Origin of the sequence: Okeania sp. SIO2B3, from assembly GCF_010672525.1 — a bacterium.
In the GTDB taxonomy this organism is placed as follows: domain Bacteria; phylum Cyanobacteriota; class Cyanobacteriia; order Cyanobacteriales; family Microcoleaceae; genus Okeania.
Genome location: NZ_JAAHGH010000127.1, coordinates 1 through 18,462, shown reverse-complemented (window position 1 = coordinate 18,462; position 18,462 = coordinate 1). Strand labels below are relative to the sequence as shown.

Below are 18,462 nucleotides of genomic sequence, written 5' to 3'. Positions count from 1 at the left end.
CATGACTTATTAATAAATATTAATTCTATCAAAGCAATTCAAAGATTTTACAAAGAACAAGAAACTGAAATTATTCAATTATTAGTTGATGAAAAATTTGTAAACTCTGTTCGGGAATTTCCTGAGATGGGCTATGAATATGACTTAGAAAATAAAATTTTAAAATTAAACTTTGAAACACGAACTCAAATTGGTAAAAGACTGGAATATCATTTTTTCAACAACATATAAACCGCCTGATGACTAACTAATTGTTTGGGCATTTTGCCAGGAACGGGTGAAATTGTCTGGGTGAAATTCCCAAGAAACTTCCACGCCTGGAAGTTGCGGTGAAGGGTAGCCCCCTAACCCGTCGGTTACAGTTTTCTCTGTAATTGTTAAGTCAGGGACAAGGCACAAACCTTACTAATGAAGTGGGTTGTTTTAACCTTTTCAATTTCATGGGTTTACCTTGGTCTTGGCTTAAGCTGGTAGAAGCCTTAAGAGTGAATTGATTGTCACAAATTTCGGGTGATTCGTGGGCTATTGATGCCAGTTTGAAACAGCTACTAAAACCCAAAATATGAACCTTGAAAATTTAATATGAGAATAATTGGTGGGGATGTTTGTAAAAGTTCTTTGGTTTGTTGGGAGTTGGTGAAACAACCAGGAAAACTCAAGCAAATATTTAGTAATGAAAAGCGTAAATTTTCCAAATCTAAACCAGACCCCTTGACTTTTCATGCCAATAAATCAAGTTTAGCAGATTTTGAAGCTTATTTACTTGGCGATCGCGAACTAGCTAAGGCAAAAGTCAAAGCTGATTGTTTGGTGTTGGAACCAACTGGAATTCACTATGCCAAAGTTTGGGCAATTGTTGCTGAGTATGTTGGTGTTGAGGTTAGGTGGGTTGGTCATCAGGAAAGCGTTTTTACCCGACGGTCTGAGCGTTTGCCTAACAAGAATGACCAAGCTGATGCACTGGCTTTAGCTGCTTACGCTTGGAAACATTGGGAGCAGCCAGAATTTTTTTTAGACTTCCAGCCCTACCCGATTGCTGAGATTAGAAGTTTGTATTATCAGATAAATTCGCTGCTGAGGATTCAAAACCCTTTAATTAACAGATTGCGACAGCAGCTAGCTGAAGAATTTCCAGAAGCTGCAACAGCTAGTATGGAAACTTCCAAACGAGATGGGCTACAACCTTTATTTGCTTGGCTAGCAAATTATCGGAGGAAAACCTTAAAAGGAAATAGTTTGTGGAAAAACAAACATAAACAAAGCTGTTTAGTGAAATATGGTGTAAAAATTTCACAATTCACTAAAGACTTTAGTGATTTAACTTGTCGGGTCAATGAGCTAGAGTTTCAATATCGTTTAAGGCTCAGTCAGTTAATTAATAGTGAAGTTTTCAAAAACTATAATTTAGTCTTTGATGAGTTCAACTTTAACTATAGACTCCGAGCTATTATCTTGATTCAAATTTATCCGCTTACCAGATTCTCTAATATCAAAGCTTTTAAGCGTCGGTTGGGCATGGGGAAAGAACAGCATCAATCTGGAGATATGCAGTTTTTCAGAAACTCTGGCAGTTCTGAAGCTAGAAGTCAACTTTTGCTGTGGTGCAGGCAACGAATAGTAAATCGAAAATTCCGTCCGACCACTCCAATCGGAAAAGAATTAGGGAATAAATATGATGAGTTATTGGCTAAATATTCTAGTGATGGAAATTTGGGGAAGATTCAGGCCATTACTAAATACTTTGATAAGCAAATTGAGGCGATCGCTAAAATCGAAAGTTCAATGGCTGAAACTCCTAACAGTCCGGCACTTTTACAAATTAAGGCTGTTAAGTTAGCCACAATTCAAAGCAAAGATGCTCTGATTTTGGCTGCTCAGTCTGGAGTTAATGTAGACTTGCCAAGTGCTGGAACATCTGAGAAAGCCAAAGGATTCAAAACTTTAATTGCCTTCAAGGTTATTTCTTTAGCCCTTAGAAGATTATGGCCAATGCTTAAAAAGGCCAATTGTGCTTAAAAGGCGATCGCTACAATTGACCCGGAAGGTTTAGGAGGTAAGTATAATTTTGTCTCCTTTTCTTCCCAGAGTGAAATTGAAGCAAGTCAACTGGTTGGGTTTACAGTAAACGATCAAGAAACTGCTACTCAGGCAGCTATTGAATTATGTAAGCGTGGTGTGAAAAATGCTGTGGTGAAAATAGGCGATCGCGGAGTTGTTTGTGCAACTGAAGAGGAAACATTTTTTCAACCTGCTTTTGTAGTAGAAGCGATCGATACTGTGGCGGCGGGTGATGCTTTTAATGGTGGTTTAGCAGCGGCATTAGATACAGGTTTGTCATTAAAAGATGCTATTAAATGGGGTGCCGCTGCTGGTGCTTTATGTGTTACAAAATCAGGCGCTCAACCTGCTATGACAGATAGAAAAACATTTGACAATTTTCTTTTAAAAAGGCAGTAGTTGTTCAAAGTAGGTTGGGTAGAACGAAGTGAAACCAAACATATCAGGGAGTTGGGTTTCGTTACCTCAACCCAACCTACAAATACTGTGCCTCAGAAATGATTGAATTTTATGAATGGGTTGGGTTAAGTCAGCCGTAAGCATTTTAATTTGTTTTAATCAGAACTTATACAGAAATCGGGTTTAGGTCGGAAATTTCGTGAGAGCGAAAATAATCAGGGTAATAAACCCGGTTTCTTGTTTGGGTGCGCAAGCGCTGTTATTCAACTCGAACTACTCGCAGGTTATACTTACCCCTACCTGCTTTATCGTAAGAGTTAACTATTACACGATATCTACCTGTAACAGGTAAAGTCACTGTTAGTTGAGAGTTTGTATTTTTCTGATTAATATCATCATCTTCTCCAAGTAGTTGATGGGTGGGACTAAAAACTGCTAAATAAGTATCAAAATCAGAACTTTCTAAGGTTACATTTACAACTTGACCATTTGTGCCTTCAAAAGTGTGTTCAGCATAAATACTGTTGTCAGATGGCAGTACCCAGTCATCATCACTAAGTATTCCTTCTTCCTGTAAAATTACTTTAGATGGATATGGAGTAGTTTTTGGCGTCCATGTAATGTCTGGAGTTCGTCTTATTTTAGGATCAATGGGTTTTGGCGTTGGAATTTCTATTGGAGTAGGATCAACAGGCGGTTTTGGTGTTGGAATTTCTATTGGAGGTCTATCCAACTGCACCATAGGTTGTTCTGCTTTGTTGTTGTAAAAAATGGCTGTTGCTGTGCTGATAATTCCGACAATAATGGCAACTATTCCAATTTTTAACCACTGACTATTTCCTGGGTTTGTTAAAGTTACAGGAGAAACTTTTTGATTTGGGTCTAGAGATGGTTGGGTTCTGGGAATTTGCTGTTTAGTGTTAGGAGAATAAGAAGTTTTAATGTTTTTTATAGCAGTTAACATTTCTGTAGCAGTCTGATAGCGATCGCTCAAATTTTCTTCTATAGACTTATCTAAAATATCGGCAAATTCTGGGCTAATATTCGGTACATCTTGACGCCAGGAAAATTTAGCATCGGGTATTTTTCCTGTTAAAAGATAAATTGCTGTTATTCCTAAACTATAAATATCACTAGCATGGGTAGGTTGACCTTTTATTTGTTCACGGGAAACAAAGCCTGGAGTTCCAATACCCATAACAGTATTGGCTTTGTTTGGGTTAACTATAGTGTAAATTTCTTTGACTATACCAAAGTCTATTAATATAGGTAAATTTTCTCCATTGAGCATAATATTATTCGGCTTAATATCCCGGTGAATTATTTGATTTTCTTGCAGAAATTCCAGGACTGGCAATAATTTTATTAGTATATCTTTGACTTCTGTTTCTGTCAGTTTTCCTTCTTGCTGAAACTTTTGTTGTAAGTTAAATCCTGCTATCCATTCTTGAACTAAATAAAGTTGATTATTTTCAGAAAAACAGTCGTATAAATCTGGAATTTGTGGGTGTCTTCCTAGTCTTTCTAAAATTTCTGCTTCTTGTTGAAATCTTTTTTCTAGTTGTTGTTGTAATTGGGGGTCGTAGGAAGTCTTGAGTTGCTTGATGAGACATAGACGATTAAATCTTCTAGTGTCTTGTCCCTGGAATGTGATGCTCACATGAGTCTCTTGCAACTTGTTAATAATTTGGTATCGGTTGTCTAGAAGTTGGTTTGTGGCCATTGGCATTTTGGGTTGATTAGAGGATAACTTGATTAAGGTAAAATTGAATCATTCAATTGAGTGTCATTTACCAATTGATAATTGATACAGGACTTACGCAAAGGCACTATATATAGGGTTTTATCAGTTACACTAGCGCTAATACACCCTATCAATAGCGTTCATGCGTAAGTCCTATGATAATTAATCCCTAGAGGTTAAAAGCAACTCCAGTGAAGGATAAAAAAGAAATAAGATTTCCGCATTTGGTTCAATCCGATGGTTTTAACTAGAGGTAATTATCAATTATCAATTATCAATTATCAATTAATGAATACTCCCTACTCCCTAAAATCAAATTTTCAGAATACCTTCTGGGTTTACTGATAGTAATTTTCGCTTTTGTAAACCCTCTCTATTAATAATTTCATTTGCTGCTAATAACCCACTACTAATAGCTCTTTCCATTAAACCGCAGGGAAAAGGCATTTTTACCCAATCTCCAGCAAATATCAAATTATCAACACCACTATTAGTTTCTGGACGTTCTGGATAACTACCTGGAGGATAACCGGAAAAATTTTTCTGATTTACTAATTCCCGATGCAGCATATTAGCATCCTTTAATTCAGGCACTATTTCATACAATTCCTGTTCAAAAGTTGTCAGTAAATTTTCCTGAGTAGGAAACTCTTTTTCTTTGTAGCAATAAGCGTGTAACTCTACTACACTGCCGCCTGTTTTTTCATGCCATTTAATGAATTGTTCTTGAATGCGATGATAGAGGGTAATACTATCAGTTAATTGATAGCCTGATAGAGAAGTAAAATTACTATTTTTCCAGTTAAAATCTCGGTCAAACCAAAAACGACAGACAGCAAATGGATCGGCTATATTCAGTTTTTTCACCCGGTCTTGTACTTTTTTATTAACATCTCCCTCAATCAAATTAAATAAGTGTTTAACTCCTGGAACATCCGTAGCAAATACATAATAATCTGCCTGAATTTCTGTGGGAATAATCTCTGATTTATTTTCTGTTATACCAACTAACTGCACCTGATTTTCTTGACTTTGAGTAATTTTGTAGCGCGATAAATTTCGTTTTGCTGGACCTGCTAATACTTTTCCTTTACTATCATAAACTGCTCCATGACAAGGGCAGTAAAATTTGCCATCTTCAGCTAAATTAACAGTACAACCTTGATGAGTACAAGTCAGGGAAATAGCCTCATCTAAACCAGGTTTAATAGCAAAGAGGCGATCGCTCGATCCAAAATAATCAACATCCTGTTTATTAATTTCTAAATTACGTTCTACCCAAAAAGGAATTCTACTTTTAGCCTCTCCTAATTGATAACTAATAGAATCAACCTTACCTTGTTTCCAATTAATTTTACTAATACCAATATCGGTAAAAATTTTGCCTCCCCGAATTTGAATTTCTTGAGCAATAGGTTGTACTAAACTTGTACCCATATCTTGCTTCGTACCATGAAAAGCTAAACCTTCTGGATTACCAAAAAAATAGAAGTGAAAAAACTGCATTAACTCTGCAACGCTCAATTTATCTGGAGCATTAAGACTTGATTTCGCAAAAGGTAAAAAATATAAATCATACAACCCTTGCGGAAAATCTTTATCTACCCATTTAGCTACAGATAAATTGTCAAGTTGCTGATAAGTTTTCTCTACTTTAAAGCCACCAATAGCTCGAAAAACTTCCCAATGTTTAGGTTTTGCCAAATTAATTCCCCATCTGAATCTATTAGGAGAAGAAATTGCTAAATCCACAATATTCCAAGGAAAAGCAGAACTGCTAGGACGAAATACCTCTGGGTTATACTTCCCTTCTCTAAACACCACAGAATAAAACTCTAAAGACTTAAAACTATCGGTAATATTCAGTTCTGAAACTAAACTTTTGAGATTGTAATATTGAGGAAAAAAACCGTGGAAACCATGTTCCATCATAAATTTTTCTTCCCCAAAATCAACAGACCAACTAGCAATTTTTCCTCCTAGTTGTGGCGACTTTTCTAACAAAGTAACCCTAAAACCTCGCTGACTAAGTTCATAAGCACAAGCTAATCCTGCTAATCCACCACCAACTACTACTACACTTTTAGATTTGTTTAAATATCGTGGTAAATCCAGATTATCTTGTACAAAAACAGTTGGTTGTGGTTTGGAAAATCTAGTATAACCCAGTAGACCAGTGGCAGAAGCAACGATAAATAATTTGAGTATTGTTCGTCGCGAAACTGATTGTAATGACTTGAGATTATTGAATTGATTCATCAGCAATTAATTGATTACTGTTTGAAATTTTAATTTGGCCGATTAGAGCTTCGATACATTGTAATTTAGTGCATGATTTTTGCCTATCAAAATATAGAATACTTAAGCTTTTCTCAAGTTTTTGGATGACAAAGGATTGGATAATATGCTCTCAATAAAGAATCTCTATATCTAGTATTTTTACCCTAAATTCTATTTTTATATGTCTGGTATTAAGTTCTAATAAATACTTATAAGTAATAATAAATAGTGTAGTATTATTAGCTTTAGCTAGGTTTATGTAGTGTTTGATTTAAGTGAACTAGCTCTGGGCTAATAGCTTTCAGCTATCAGCTTGGGTTGAAATCTCCTTTTAAATTTCTTTTCTCTGTCGTTTCAGCTATTTATTTCCCCTTGTTTGTAGAGCATTATCTGAAGAAATGCTGACTATTGAATTGCTGTTTGCAGAGCATTATTTCAGGAAATGCTTTTGAATTTTTGGGATTATTTCTGTTCTTTACCAGACAAAGATGAATAAAAATTATATCTAAAGGTAGAACTTTCTGACAAGCGATCGCTCACTTTTAGTTACAATATTATAGTAGTAATTGTATATACAAATTTTATCGGTACAGTTACTAAGTTAGCTGCTGTCCTTAAATCTAGCGAAATATGAAGTTAATCATTAAAAAAATTAAATACTTGACTAAGTTTGAATTAAAGCTATAATATTTGAGAAATAAATTTGCTTTATTGCTGATAGATAGTAGGAAGAAAAATGGTATAAAATTTTTCTATACTTTATAGTATCTCAAAATTGTTTATCTAAGTATTGAAGCAGATTTGATATATACTAACTAATAAGTATGAGTTTTAGGAGCTGTAAATAATGACAGATGTAATCATCAATCATGCTCAAAAATTTGGATTTTTTTGTAATCATGATTTACTCGGTTCTTGGCAGATAGTATCTCATCCCAGAACACCTATATGGAAACTACGTCAGCAGAAAGAAGACTGGTTACTATTAATCTCAGATGAACCTCATTTAATTTTGTTACCAGAAGAAGTTATAGCTTTTTTAAGATGGCGTTGGTCAACCAAGAAAAAATAGGCGTTGCTGAATTATTGTTGTATGATATTAATCTTAATTATTGAGGAGTCAGGAGTCAGGAGTTAGTAAGGAAGAAATAATCAGAAGAAAAAGGGATAGAAGGAGAAAGTTTTTTGGTAGCGGAGTGCGGAACGGAGTTCTATTGGTAATTATCTGGACATAATATCATACCTCAAATCACCAACGCCAAAATAATTAATATCTACAAATTATTCATTAATTTCTGTGCAGTGAATAATATCACTAAGCATGATTAAGTGACTGCCAGAGTGATGATGAATTTTAGAAGAGGGAATATTTTTCCCACTTTTGCTTGTTGCCTGCTATATGAATAATTTAGAACAGCTTAATGAATATATCCCACTATTTTTAACAGGCTTATTTGTTCAGGTAAAATGTGTTTAAAAATCTTAATTTTTCATTTTTAACTCTCAAAATATTTAGAATTTTTAGCATATATTATTACTGGGATAGATTCTTAACGAAGTCAGAAGTCAGAAGTCAGAAGCGAGTGTGTAATTCTGAGGTCCCTTCAGAATGTAAGACACACTTCATTTCAGTCAGAAGTTATTTTTGTAATGGGAATTTGAGCTTCGCTCCAAAAATATTTCGCCTTAAAAGGCGGGGTTTTAGACCTATATTATTTTGATAAATATTTGCTAAAAATATTTTAATTCCTGTTATTCTTCATTATTTTCTTTTTTCAGCCTTTGTATTAGATATTCAATGTCTCCACAGACTCCTAATAACCAACCCCGCAATACAAATTCAGCAACTAATACTTTAGTCCCACCATCAATAGATAGGTTTTTAATATGTGGGTTAGGTAGTTTAGGACAACATTGTGTAGCTGCTCTGAAACAGTTTGGTGTAATTGTTAACGCCATAGATCTTATACAACCTCAACATTGGGAAATTTCAGACTTATCTTCACAGTTAAACCAATTAATTATTGGGGATGCAAGAGAACCTGGTATTTTGAGACAGGGTCAAGTTCAACAGTGTCGAGCAATACTTATTATTACAAGTAATGAACGAATAAATTTAGCGATCGCTCTAGCAGCAAGATTAATTAATCCTCAAATTCGTCTTGTAGTTCGTTCTGCAAAAGAAAACCTCAATCAACTATTAGATAAACAGTTAGGAAATTATGTAGCATTTGAACCTACGGAATTACCTGCACCAGCTTTTGCCGTTGCTGCTTTAGAATCATAAATTATCAGTTTTTTTTACCTCGAAAAACACCAAATAAAAATAGTCAAGCGTGAAATAAAGCCAGAAGGAAATTGGTATAATCGTCCTGTTTATCAGCTCAATAATCGTCATCGAAAAGTCATTAGTTACGCTCCTAACTCTACTCAATTATTATCAGATTTTTATCATTGGGATAGTGATGAATTAATTCAAGCAAGCGACCGAATAATTTATATTGAAAAACCAGATTTTTTGACTACTACAAATAATCAAAAAAAACTCAGAAAAACCAGTTTAAATTATGGGAAGTATTTCACTCAATTTTAAAAATTAAACCAACGGATGTTAAAAACCTAGTCATTAACTACTAGAATTGGATTCACGAAAACCCAATTCGTAACTTAGTTTTTTCTAGTGCCTTAATTTTAGTAATTCTATTATGTACTGGTACATTACTATTTTTGCTTTAATATCCAGAGGTAACTTTAAGAGAAGCTTTTTATGGCACAGCAGTTTTATTATTAGGAGGATTTGGAGATATTTTTAGTGGTATTAAACTAGAACAAAAATTTCCTTGCTTGCTCCAATTATTTAGTTTAATCACAACATTAGTAGGAATTGTTTTTGTAGCTTTACTGAATGGTTTAATTACAGAAAGATTGTTAAGTACAAGATTTAAATTCACCAAAAGAAATCCTATTCCGACTTCAGACCATGTTGTGATAATTGGTTTAGGAAGGGTTGGTCAACGAGTAGCTATTACAATAATTTAAACAGAAATTAGTAGCAATTAGCTCTACAGCAACTGAATCAGATATAACTCCTCAAATTCCTCTAGTTGTGGGTAATATAATTAAATCCCTAAAAAAAGTAAATTTAACTACTGCCAAAGGAATTATTGCTGTTACAAATGATGAAATGTTAAATCTAGAAGTAGCATTAATGGGTTACGCTGTTAATCCAAATATTCGTTTAGTAATTCGCACTTCTGAACAACGTTTTAGCAATAATTTAGCCAAACTTTTACCCTATTCTACATTTATTTGTACTTCCGCTGTTGTAGCAGAAGCTTTTGCCGGGGCAGCATTTGGAGAAAATATATTAAATTTATTTAGAATAGACCATCAAACAGTATTAGTAACTGAATTTGACATCCTCGAGATAAATTCATTTTTAACTGTAGCGACTCTAATCATTTATTTTTAAGTTCTACATCTCGATCATTTTGCTAAGTGCTCATCTTGTTGGAAATTTTCATTGTTGATATGAACACGAAATTGACTTAACAAACTATAGACCAAAGGAGACAAAAGAATTCCCATCGCTATGACAAAAACCAAACCACTAAAGAGCGCATAAACAGAAGCAAATACTTTCGCGCTAGTAGTTGAGAGGGGACTAATTGGTCCCATACCACTAAGAATCATCGAAGCTTCTACCAGAGAATCTATCCAACTCAAACCCCCTGCCCAATGATAACCAATAATGCCCATCATAAGTCCTAGAGAAATAAAAATTGCAGACAGACCCAGATAGCTGAGAAACTTCCACAGAAAGAGAAAAATTGACCTTGTTCGCTCTGATGAAGTCCAAGTTTTCGGTTCTTGAATCATATTTAAACTAGAGGAACGGATGAGAAATATTATAATTACTAAAATTAATAGTCCATATATGAGCATATTTCAAAAATCCACTTCACTATTATCTTATATATACGGCTAAAACAAGAGAAACTACTGTAAGCGTTCCCACCAATTTTGTCATCCTTTTATGGTAAGCTTTTTAAGTCCTGGGTTTCGAGCATTGCATAGTCCAAAACCTTGAGTAGCGTGAGGATGACTATAACTAATATGCAGCGTGAGTTGTTAGAAAAGCATTATAAGTAGGATAGATTTGTAGATTTATTAATAACTGTTTTTAAGTTAAGTTACTGATTAAATTTATGGTTAAAACTATTCAATCTCAAGAAATTACTCTCCGCTATTTTGTTGATAATTTCGGTTTGCAATTAGTCAGAGACGAGCAATTTTTTCGAGAATGGCAAGATGATTTGCCAGAGATTAGTGACTGGGAAAAAGAACTACTTAATCAAGTGCCTCCTGCGGAGGAGCTACGCTTTCAAGAGGGATATTTTAACTTATTACAAAATCCACCTTTTTTGGAAGATATTGTCAGAATAGCAATAGTCGATCCGATTTTATTTATTGGGAAATTTTTTCTCTATCCTCATCACATTAGTTCTGAAAAGTCTATTAATTTAGAACTGGCAGATAAAGAGGTGATTATTAGAGGTCGAATTGATACTTTTGTTATGAAGGAGCAGTTATGAATGATGGTTATTGAGTCTAAAAGAGCCGAGTTTTCTATAGAAGCTGGTCTGGCTCAATTGTTAACTTATCTAATGGCTAGTCCCTATGCCGAACATCCTAATTATGGTTTAATTGTAACGGGTGGTAGTTTCATTTTTGTTAAGTTAATCAAGACAGAAGTTCCTCAATATGCTACGTCAAAAATGTTTGCTATTCGTAATCCTGGTAATGAACTTTTTGATGTTCTTCGTATTCTTAAACGTTTGAGTAAAATAGTTATTAATAGACATATCTAGAAAAGAGGGAGTAGTCGTAGGGACGTTGCATGCAACGTCCCTACAAAGTAGGGGTAAATAATTGATAATTTATGTGCGAAAATTGATTTGATTTTTTATTGTTGGAGATGTCTATTAGAGGTACTGATAACTGATAACTGATAACTGATAACTGAAATGACCGATAATCGTAAACAAGTCCGCAAAGTTTTAATCATTACTTTATTACTAAATTTATTAGTAATGTTAATCAAAGCTGGAATAGCATTTTGGACAGGTTCTCTGAGTCTATTTGCTGATGCTTTGCACAGTGTTACTGACAGTGCTAATAACATTTTAGGGTTAGTCACAAATCATCTTGCCTCCCCTAAACCAGACCGAAAATATCCATACGGACATCAAAAATTTGACGCTATTGGCGCTTTAGGTATTTCTGCTTTCCTTGGTATTGCTTGTTTTGAAATTCTGAGTGGAGCAATACAACAAATAGTGGGTGGTACTCAAGAGGTAAATATTTCCCCACCCGCACTATGGATATTATTAATTGTGCTAGGAATTAATATTTTTGTGGCATTTTATGAACGTCGGGTTGGACAAAAAATTGGTAGTAGTATTTTAATTGCCGACTCTCACCATACCATGAGCGATATCTGGGTTACAGTAATTGTTATAGCTGGATTAATTGGTATTTGGCAAGGAAATATTTGGAATTTACCTATTTTCCGTTGGTTAGACGTGGTGTTAGCTTTTCCCGTCGCTCTTTTAGTGTTTCGGAGTGCTTGGGAAGTTTTGAAAGAAAATTTGCCTTGGTTGGTAGACTATATGGCAGTTGCACCAGAAGCTATTCATGCGATCGCCATGGAAGTTCCGGAAGTAGTCAACTGTCACGACATTGCCTCTCGTGGAGTTATTGGTCGTCAAGTATTTATTGAAATGCACCTCATTGTTAATTCTGATGATATAGAAACTGCTCATCAAATTACCGAAAAAGTAGAAGCGCGTCTACAAGAAAAGTTTCATCCTGCCAGAATTATGATTCATGTTGAACCCCCGGCTTATAAATCAGAACATATTTCTTATGAAAGGGAGTAGGGAGATGGGGGGATGGGGAGATGGGGAGATGGGGAGTTTGGGGAGGTGGTAAAATCTAGAAAGATTTGGTAATGGCACTTAAATGGAACATTTTTTTCTATCAAATTTTCGCGGATTTGATATTATTTTTACTTTTAAGATTTTCAAGAATAGGCAAAGTTTTCCACAGTTAAAATATAGTTTTCCACAGAATTTTCCACAAAGATTAAGGTTAAGTTAAAGGCAAAAACATCAATTATTTAAGATTCACTAATATTTTTCTTTGAGGAGTATGAACGACAGTTATCGTCTAGACAAATTTATATTTATGCAAAGTGCGTAAATATTCCATAGAACTGATCAACCACAACGCAATACATAAAATCCGAGTTACTGGTTGGGTTTGTGGAGGCGATCGCCATGCGATGACAAAAGGCAAAGCAAAGAAGCAGGAATTTTACCGAAAAATTGGGTTTAAAGCCTCGCCCATAAGCGGGCGACTTTTTATTTGCAAGTAAATTGAATATATGCTACAGTACTAAAAGTTGCCGGGGGGCACGCCTCCTCCGGAGGAGCTACGAATTGCGGAAACTCGTGCGCGGACGTGGAGGCAAGCATAAGACTACTGTCAAAGTAGCAGCAGCCTAAGAAGCGTCAACCCGCCGAAGAGCTAGGGATCAGTAGGAATCTCCGTGCCTTTAGGCCGGAGAGGATGTCAAGGAAAATACCACCACTTTTTGATGGTATTTATGAAGATTCAGTGAAATTTCACTTGTTTTATGAAGAGTTGAAGAAGGAGTCAAAGTAAGAAGGAGTCAGAATACAGACAAATATTCAAGCTCAGATAGAAATTACTTCTGACTTCTGACTTCTGACTTCCGAGGTGGTGTTGGGTTGCGCTTTCGCTTAACCCAACCTACAGTAGAATATTATTCCCACTCAATAGTTCCAGGAGGTTTAGAAGTAATGTCATACACCACTCGGTTAACACCTTTCACCTCATTCACAATACGGTTAGAAATACTTTCCAGCAAATCATAAGGTGCGCGAGACCAGTCAGCGGTCATCCCATCCTCACTAGAAACAAACCGCAACACAATTGGGTAAGCATAAGTCCGTTGGTCTCCCATCACCCCAACACTACGAATAGGTAACAACACAGCAAAAGCTTGCCAAAAATCGTGATACATTCCCTGCTGTTCAATTTCATCACGCACAACAAAGTCAGCATCCCGCAAAATTTTCAACCGTTCATCCGTAACTTCCCCTAATATGCGAATTGCTAACCCTGGACCGGGAAAAGGATGTCGTCGCACAATTTTTTCTGGTAAACCGATGGAGCGACCTACTTTTCTAACTTCATCCTTAAATAGCTTGCGCAACGGTTCGACCAACTTAAATCTTAAATCTTTCGGCAAACCGCCAACATTGTGATGACTCTTAATTTTAACTGCCACTCGCTCCCCTGTCTTGGGGTCAACGTTGGTGTCAGCAGATTCAATCACGTCTGGATAAAGAGTACCTTGAGCCAGATAATCAAAAGGTCCTAAACGTTTTGATTCTTCTTCAAATACCTGGATAAATTCATGGCCAATTAATTTGCGTTTTTGTTCTGGGTCTGTAACTCCTTTTAGTTTACCTAAGAAGCGATCGCGAGCATTTACATATTCAACTGAAATATGAAAAGATTCTTTAAATATTTTCACCAAGTTTTCTGGTTCATACTTCCGCATAAACCCTTGGTCAATAAACATACAAGTTAATTTATCCCCGATCGCCTCATGGAGCAAAAACGCTAAAGTTGAAGAGTCAACACCCCCAGACAGAGCTAATAATACTCGTTTATCCCCTACCTTAGCTCTAATTTCTCGAATCGCTTCTTCTACAAAAGCTTCTGTAGTCCAAGTTGGCTCACATTGACAAATATGGTACACAAAATTCCGAATCAATGCTTGACCACCAAGGGAGTGAACTACCTCTGGGTGAAACTGAGTCCCATAGAGCTTTTTCTCATGGTGAGCGATCGCTGCACAGGGAGTATTATCTGTATGAGCTAATACTTCAAAACCAGAAGGCATTTTCGCCACAGAATCTCCATGACTCATCCACATAGTTGTGCCTTCTTCCACATTGGTCAGTAAATCTGTGGGGTTATCTATAGATAAAGATGCTTTACCATATTCAGCTAATTGAGCGCGTTTAACTTCACCCCCTAATTGCTGTACCATTAACTGCATTCCGTAGCACACCCCCAATATTGGTATTCCCAACTGCCAAATTTCGGGGTCACAATGAGGTGCCACTCCGTCGTAAACTGAGTTAGGACCTCCAGAAAGAATAATTCCCTTGGGGTTGAGAGTTGCTAGTTTTTCAGCAGTTGTCCGATAAGAAATTACTTCTGAGTATACTTGAGTTTCGCGAATCCGGCGGGCAATTAGTTCTGAATATTGAGAACCGAAGTCCAGAATCACGATCATCTGACGATTAAATTGAGTGGAGGAATCTGAAATTTTTTCTGTCTGTTTTGTTAGAGTCACGGTTAATATGCTATAATTTTCTACTGAGGTTAATTTTCCTGATTTTTAAATTGTTAGCCCGAGTTTAGTAAGATATAAATATATGTTTTTCGGTGAGGAAAATTTGTTTCTCCACACTTTTTGTATCAAACTAAATTTTTCCTACCGCCACAAAAGCTTTTATAGCAGAAGGCAGCGGGAGCTGAGGGCAGAAGGTAGAAGGAAAAATCTTACCTGGTCTAAGTTTTAGACTCTTGAGTTGTCCGCGTCCTTTGCTTCAACTGCTATATACTTGGATTACTAATAAGCTAACAACTGACAGGCTAAATTGATTAATTAGCAAAGGGGATCGCTTTTACAGTGCGAATTATTCATCAAGGCTAGTTTTTTGAAAAAGGCAGAAGGCAGAAGGTCTAATTGCTTATGAGTAGTCTTCGACACGCCACATTAGTGTCTTATCACCCCAAACAATTTTAAGCACCGCCGTTGACGGTAGGATATTAAACCTCCAAAAGAAAAGATAAAAATGTTTTGGTATTGTGACTAGAGAATGATAATAAGGCTTATAAACCAATTACTCACTCTAGCTAGAGACTGAAATTTACCAATTTAAATTTTTAATTTTCCCCCGCGCCTCATCCACTATTGTTTATTTATCATCAAATACCCTAACTCTAAATGAGGGTATTCTAAATAGAATAACAAATTTGTGCAAAAAGTGTATCAGCAACTTCTGTTTTTAGGAAGATTTGGCGATCGCGGTCAAATAACATCGAACCTACTTGGACCTGTTTTTGACTATGATTAAAAATATAAGCTTGACTACGTTCCTCTATACGGTAGGCGATCGCCCCATAGACCAGACCTACCCAATTCTTTTCATTTTCTTTATCTAAACTCCGCAGCACTTTCAAAGCAGCTTCGGCAGTAGTACAAGCAAAAATATTTTGTAGTACAGAAGTGGGCAAACCGATATTTGCGCAGTGAGCTGTTAAAATTTCTAATCGTCCGTCAGCTAGATGGTGATGAGTATGAAAAATTCCACCAGCCAATTTAATTAATTTGCCATGATAGCCTAATAATAAAATAGACTCTACTCCAGCAACAGCAGCAGCTACTAACATTGGGCCTAACCAGTTAGCTGTTTTAATAGTCTGCTGTGGTGGTATCCCCATTTTCCTCCCTAGGTCTAAACCATTTTCTCCCACACAAAATACCAAACAATTAAACTGTGCTGCCTTTTGTTGTAACTCCTCCCGATAAACATCAAGTTGCCCAGGCATACTCAAAGGTTGAGAAACTCCCGTAGTGCCCAACAAAGAAAGTCCTTCAACAATACCAAAAGCTGAATTAGAAGTCCGAGTTGCCAGTTGACGTCCCTCCGGTAAGATAATAGTCACTTTAATTTGTTCATTAAAATTTAACAGAGGTTTCAAATTTTCTTGTAGCAGTCGTCGTGCATAACTATAGATAGCTGCTTCCCCATTACTAATATTATGTCCCACTCCAGCGCCACCCAAAATCACAATTTGTTCTGAAGCGTCACTTATAGAAAATTCCCCTAATTCTACCATTGCCCACACAGGAGTATTGCGAGTTAGATCGAGATTATCACCGGGATCGGAGTGAGTAATAGCTAAAGCAGTATTAGTTTTTAGCAAGACCAACTGTTGTATGGGAATATCTACAATTTTTGCTGGTTCAATTAAATCTATTGATACAGTAGACAAAGATGGGACATCTTGACGTAGGCAGTGGAGGGCAGCTACTGCACTTGCACAAGCAAAGACGGGAAGAGTATACCCAGAGCGAGGTTCAGGAGTTATCATAGTGAACTAAGATAATTTTCTTATTATACTATTACTGGAAAAAATTGTTGCTATTAGGCTTAGATGGGAAAAAAAGACTGGTCAAAATATCCTGGTCGTTTAGTCAAAAGTTATGCAGGTTTACCAGGGGTAGGTCTAACAATAAGTGGTTTTTTACTTGGTGCAGCTGCACTTATACCAGGAGTTAATATTGCCGGAAGTATTATTCTCGGAATAGGAGCAGGTATTGGAGGAGTATCTATTCTTGGGGGTGCTATTTCGGCAATTCCTCAAGAGTTTCGTGAAGCAGTACAATTAGTAGGAAAATATGAAACTTTAGATAGTCTTGCAGATATCGATCCACCACTTTATAAAATTGGTATTGTTGGGATAAGTAGATCGGGTAAAAGTACTTTAACTAAATCCTTTTGCCGAATACCTGAAGAGAAAAGAGAAGAAGGAAAAACAGAAGGAAAAACGACTGAACTTTATGTGTATATTTATGGACTTTTCTTATCTCCAAAAGAAGGCGATACAGTCAATAATACAAAATTTTTGGGATTTATTGACGGTGATGGAGCAGCTTATTATCAACAATTAAAAATAGCTCAAGAATCAGATTTTCTTTGTGTTGTTATGGATCATAATTCTATAGGTAAAGAATCTCATAAAAATCGGAATATTGCTCAGATAGATAAAGATAGATTGACAAAGCATGAAGAATTTATCGATCAGATATATCAACACTTAAAGAATCAAAGAAAAGAAAATCCTCTTTCACGCATTCATTTTCTGCTCAATAAGAAAGATTTTTGGAACAAGAATGGTTCACAAAGTAGCAATGAGCTGGAGAGCTGGTTTGAAACTCATATTAATAAATGGCGCGATACAGCTCTATTTACAAAATCAATATCTTTTGATTATCACTCTAATCAAGAAGTAGAATATATGCAAAAATTTGAAAGCGAGATATTAAATGCACTTACTGCAGAAGATGCCTAAAGAAAACCCAATATTTCCCATCGTAATTGAAAATTCTCCGATTGATTTTATTTTAATTGGATTAAAAGAAGATGATTTATGTGTTTTAGTAAAAAATGATAAATTGACTATTGATTTTATTGGTGAATATATAGCTAGATACGAAAATAGAGAAAAACCGCAACCAACTACTTGGTGGAATTCTTTGCTCAAATTACTTCATATTTTATCTTCTGCAAAAGTTTATTGCATTAAAAGTTATGCTATAGAAAATCTACTGAATAAAAATGATGAAAGAAGTATAAACTATATATTTTGTTGGCGGGGTCGCTGTCGGAAAAAAGATATTTATTCTGTCAAAGAAATTTTAAATTTGCAGATACAAAGTATACAGTTATCTCTGATAAATAATGATAAAGAAAAGTTGATTTGGCATCTTGCGCCAATAATTTATAAATGCACGCAAATAGAAAATACTAATTTTTTATACAACATTTTCTAAATGATAATTATGGAGAAGTCAGTCCTCAGTCCTCAGTCCTCAGTCCTCAGTCCTCAGGAGTTATATTAAATCCGGTAGCATTGGTGTAATTAGATGGGGAGATGGGGGAGCCACCCCTAGCCCCTAACCCCTCCCAGGAGGGGAACAGTGATAAATAAATAACGACGGAGTCCTCAGGAGTCAACCCACCCCTCGCCCCTCCCCCTCCCAACCCACCCCTAACCCCTCCCAGGAGGGGAGGGGTTAAGGGTGG

At 35.9% G+C, this 18,462-nt stretch carries 18 protein-coding genes; 11 read left to right on the top strand and 7 right to left on the bottom strand.

Annotation, left to right across the window (positions count from 1 at the left end; translation table 11 throughout):
• The 3 genes from F6K15_RS33880 to F6K15_RS33870 all read left to right on the top strand — a co-directional run.
• Positions 1–231, top strand: a 231-nt coding sequence (locus F6K15_RS33880; protein WP_293069893.1) for a hypothetical protein, incomplete at its 5' end; no start/stop codon positions are given.
• Between the two features lie 351 nt (positions 232–582).
• Positions 583–2,016, top strand: coding sequence for a hypothetical protein (locus tag F6K15_RS33875; RefSeq protein ID WP_293069891.1), 1,434 nt, complete (start codon positions 583–585; stop codon positions 2,014–2,016).
• Between the two features lie 6 nt (positions 2,017–2,022).
• Complete coding sequence (locus F6K15_RS33870; protein ID WP_363269295.1) at positions 2,023–2,457, top strand: PfkB family carbohydrate kinase; 435 nt, start codon at positions 2,023–2,025, stop codon at positions 2,455–2,457.
• Positions 2,458–2,716: 259 nt separating this feature from the next.
• On the opposite strand, the gene F6K15_RS33865 is transcribed toward F6K15_RS33870, so the two are convergent.
• Positions 2,717–4,180 (bottom strand): protein kinase, encoded by a 1,464-nt coding sequence (locus F6K15_RS33865; RefSeq protein WP_293069889.1) that lies wholly within the window; start codon positions 4,178–4,180, stop codon positions 2,717–2,719.
• Between the two features lie 333 nt (positions 4,181–4,513).
• On the bottom strand, positions 4,514–6,460 hold the full coding sequence (locus F6K15_RS33860) for an FAD-dependent oxidoreductase (RefSeq protein WP_293069887.1): 1,947 nt from the start codon (positions 6,458–6,460) through the stop codon (positions 4,514–4,516).
• Positions 6,461–7,328: 868 nt separating this feature from the next.
• On the opposite strand from F6K15_RS33860, the gene F6K15_RS33855 reads away from it, so the two are divergent.
• Positions 7,329–7,553 carry a hypothetical protein gene (locus tag F6K15_RS33855; protein ID WP_293069886.1) on the top strand — a complete coding sequence of 75 codons (225 nt, stop codon included), beginning with the start codon at positions 7,329–7,331 and terminating at the stop codon, positions 7,551–7,553.
• Between the two features lie 726 nt (positions 7,554–8,279).
• On the top strand, positions 8,280–8,768 hold the full coding sequence (locus F6K15_RS33850) for an NAD-binding protein (RefSeq protein ID WP_293069884.1): 489 nt from the start codon (positions 8,280–8,282) through the stop codon (positions 8,766–8,768).
• 478 nt (positions 8,769–9,246) lie between these two features.
• On the opposite strand, the gene F6K15_RS33845 is transcribed toward F6K15_RS33850, so the two are convergent.
• Positions 9,247–9,435, bottom strand: a complete 189-nt coding sequence (locus tag F6K15_RS33845; protein WP_293069882.1) for a hypothetical protein — start codon at positions 9,433–9,435, stop codon at positions 9,247–9,249.
• Between the two features lie 152 nt (positions 9,436–9,587).
• Here F6K15_RS33845 and F6K15_RS33840 point away from each other — a divergent pair, with 152 nt between their 5' ends.
• A complete protein-coding gene (locus F6K15_RS33840; RefSeq protein ID WP_293069880.1) occupies positions 9,588–9,953 on the top strand; it encodes an NAD-binding protein in 366 nt (121 codons plus the stop codon).
• 14 nt (positions 9,954–9,967) lie between these two features.
• On the opposite strand, the gene F6K15_RS33835 is transcribed toward F6K15_RS33840, so the two are convergent.
• Entirely contained in the window at positions 9,968–10,426 is a 459-nt protein-coding gene (locus F6K15_RS33835; protein WP_293069878.1) for a hypothetical protein, read from the bottom strand.
• Positions 10,427–10,689: 263 nt separating this feature from the next.
• Here F6K15_RS33835 and F6K15_RS38865 point away from each other — a divergent pair, with 263 nt between their 5' ends.
• The 3 genes from F6K15_RS38865 (at position 10,690) to F6K15_RS33825 (ending at position 12,423) form a co-directional block, all read left to right on the top strand.
• Positions 10,690–11,076 carry a hypothetical protein gene (locus F6K15_RS38865; protein WP_363269291.1) on the top strand — a complete coding sequence of 129 codons (387 nt, stop codon included), beginning with the start codon at positions 10,690–10,692 and terminating at the stop codon, positions 11,074–11,076.
• Positions 11,077–11,352 carry a hypothetical protein gene (locus F6K15_RS38860; RefSeq protein WP_363269289.1) on the top strand — a complete coding sequence of 92 codons (276 nt, stop codon included), beginning with the start codon at positions 11,077–11,079 and terminating at the stop codon, positions 11,350–11,352.
• Between the two features lie 156 nt (positions 11,353–11,508).
• Positions 11,509–12,423, top strand: coding sequence for a cation diffusion facilitator family transporter (locus F6K15_RS33825; RefSeq protein ID WP_293069876.1), 915 nt, complete (start codon positions 11,509–11,511; stop codon positions 12,421–12,423).
• 289 nt (positions 12,424–12,712) lie between these two features.
• Here the strand turns inward: F6K15_RS33825 and F6K15_RS33820 are convergent, their stop codons facing one another.
• The 3 genes from F6K15_RS33820 to cbiD all read right to left on the bottom strand — a co-directional run bounded on the left by F6K15_RS33820 (position 12,713) and on the right by cbiD (position 16,747).
• Positions 12,713–12,841: a hypothetical protein gene (locus tag F6K15_RS33820; protein ID WP_293069875.1), complete on the bottom strand. Its 129-nt coding sequence runs from the start codon at positions 12,839–12,841 to the stop codon at positions 12,713–12,715.
• Positions 12,842–13,331: 490 nt separating this feature from the next.
• Positions 13,332–14,879 carry a glutamine-hydrolyzing GMP synthase gene (gene guaA, locus F6K15_RS33815; protein WP_293069894.1) on the bottom strand — a complete coding sequence of 516 codons (1,548 nt, stop codon included), beginning with the start codon at positions 14,877–14,879 and terminating at the stop codon, positions 13,332–13,334.
• A 728-nt stretch (positions 14,880–15,607) separates the two neighbouring features.
• Entirely contained in the window at positions 15,608–16,747 is a 1,140-nt protein-coding gene (gene cbiD / locus F6K15_RS33810; RefSeq protein ID WP_293069873.1) for a cobalt-precorrin-5B (C(1))-methyltransferase CbiD, read from the bottom strand.
• 63 nt (positions 16,748–16,810) lie between these two features.
• On the opposite strand from cbiD, the gene F6K15_RS33805 reads away from it, so the two are divergent.
• Together F6K15_RS33805 and F6K15_RS33800 are read left to right on the top strand one after the other, a co-directional pair.
• Positions 16,811–17,728, top strand: coding sequence for a GTPase domain-containing protein (locus tag F6K15_RS33805; protein ID WP_293069871.1), 918 nt, complete (start codon positions 16,811–16,813; stop codon positions 17,726–17,728).
• The gene (locus F6K15_RS33800) at positions 17,721–18,209 is read left to right on the top strand and encodes a hypothetical protein (protein WP_293069869.1); all 489 of its coding nucleotides are present in this window, start codon (positions 17,721–17,723) and stop codon (positions 18,207–18,209) included. The genes F6K15_RS33805 and F6K15_RS33800 overlap by 8 nt, the downstream gene beginning before the upstream one ends.
• Positions 18,210–18,462: the final 253 nt, after the last annotated feature.

Bases quoted from the DNA above. Each gene is read 5' to 3' on its own strand.
- F6K15_RS33875 (WP_293069891.1), top strand. From the start codon at position 583: ATGAGAATAATTGGTGGGGATGTTTGTAAAAGTTCTTTGGTTTGTTGG.
- F6K15_RS33865 (WP_293069889.1), bottom strand. From the start codon at position 4,180: ATGGCCACAAACCAACTTCTAGACAACCGATACCAAATTATTAACAAG.
- F6K15_RS33860 (WP_293069887.1), bottom strand. From the start codon at position 6,460: ATGAATCAATTCAATAATCTCAAGTCATTACAATCAGTTTCGCGACGA.
- F6K15_RS33855 (WP_293069886.1), top strand. From the start codon at position 7,329: ATGACAGATGTAATCATCAATCATGCTCAAAAATTTGGATTTTTTTGT.
- F6K15_RS33850 (WP_293069884.1), top strand. From the start codon at position 8,280: ATGTCTCCACAGACTCCTAATAACCAACCCCGCAATACAAATTCAGCA.
- F6K15_RS33835 (WP_293069878.1), bottom strand. From the start codon at position 10,426: ATGCTCATATATGGACTATTAATTTTAGTAATTATAATATTTCTCATC.
- F6K15_RS38865 (WP_363269291.1), top strand. From the start codon at position 10,690: ATGGTTAAAACTATTCAATCTCAAGAAATTACTCTCCGCTATTTTGTT.
- F6K15_RS38860 (WP_363269289.1), top strand. From the start codon at position 11,077: ATGATGGTTATTGAGTCTAAAAGAGCCGAGTTTTCTATAGAAGCTGGT.
- F6K15_RS33825 (WP_293069876.1), top strand. From the start codon at position 11,509: ATGACCGATAATCGTAAACAAGTCCGCAAAGTTTTAATCATTACTTTA.
- guaA (WP_293069894.1), bottom strand. From the start codon at position 14,879: ATGATCGTGATTCTGGACTTCGGTTCTCAATATTCAGAACTAATTGCC.
- cbiD (WP_293069873.1), bottom strand. From the start codon at position 16,747: ATGATAACTCCTGAACCTCGCTCTGGGTATACTCTTCCCGTCTTTGCT.
- F6K15_RS33805 (WP_293069871.1), top strand. From the start codon at position 16,811: ATGGGAAAAAAAGACTGGTCAAAATATCCTGGTCGTTTAGTCAAAAGT.
- F6K15_RS33800 (WP_293069869.1), top strand. From the start codon at position 17,721: ATGCCTAAAGAAAACCCAATATTTCCCATCGTAATTGAAAATTCTCCG.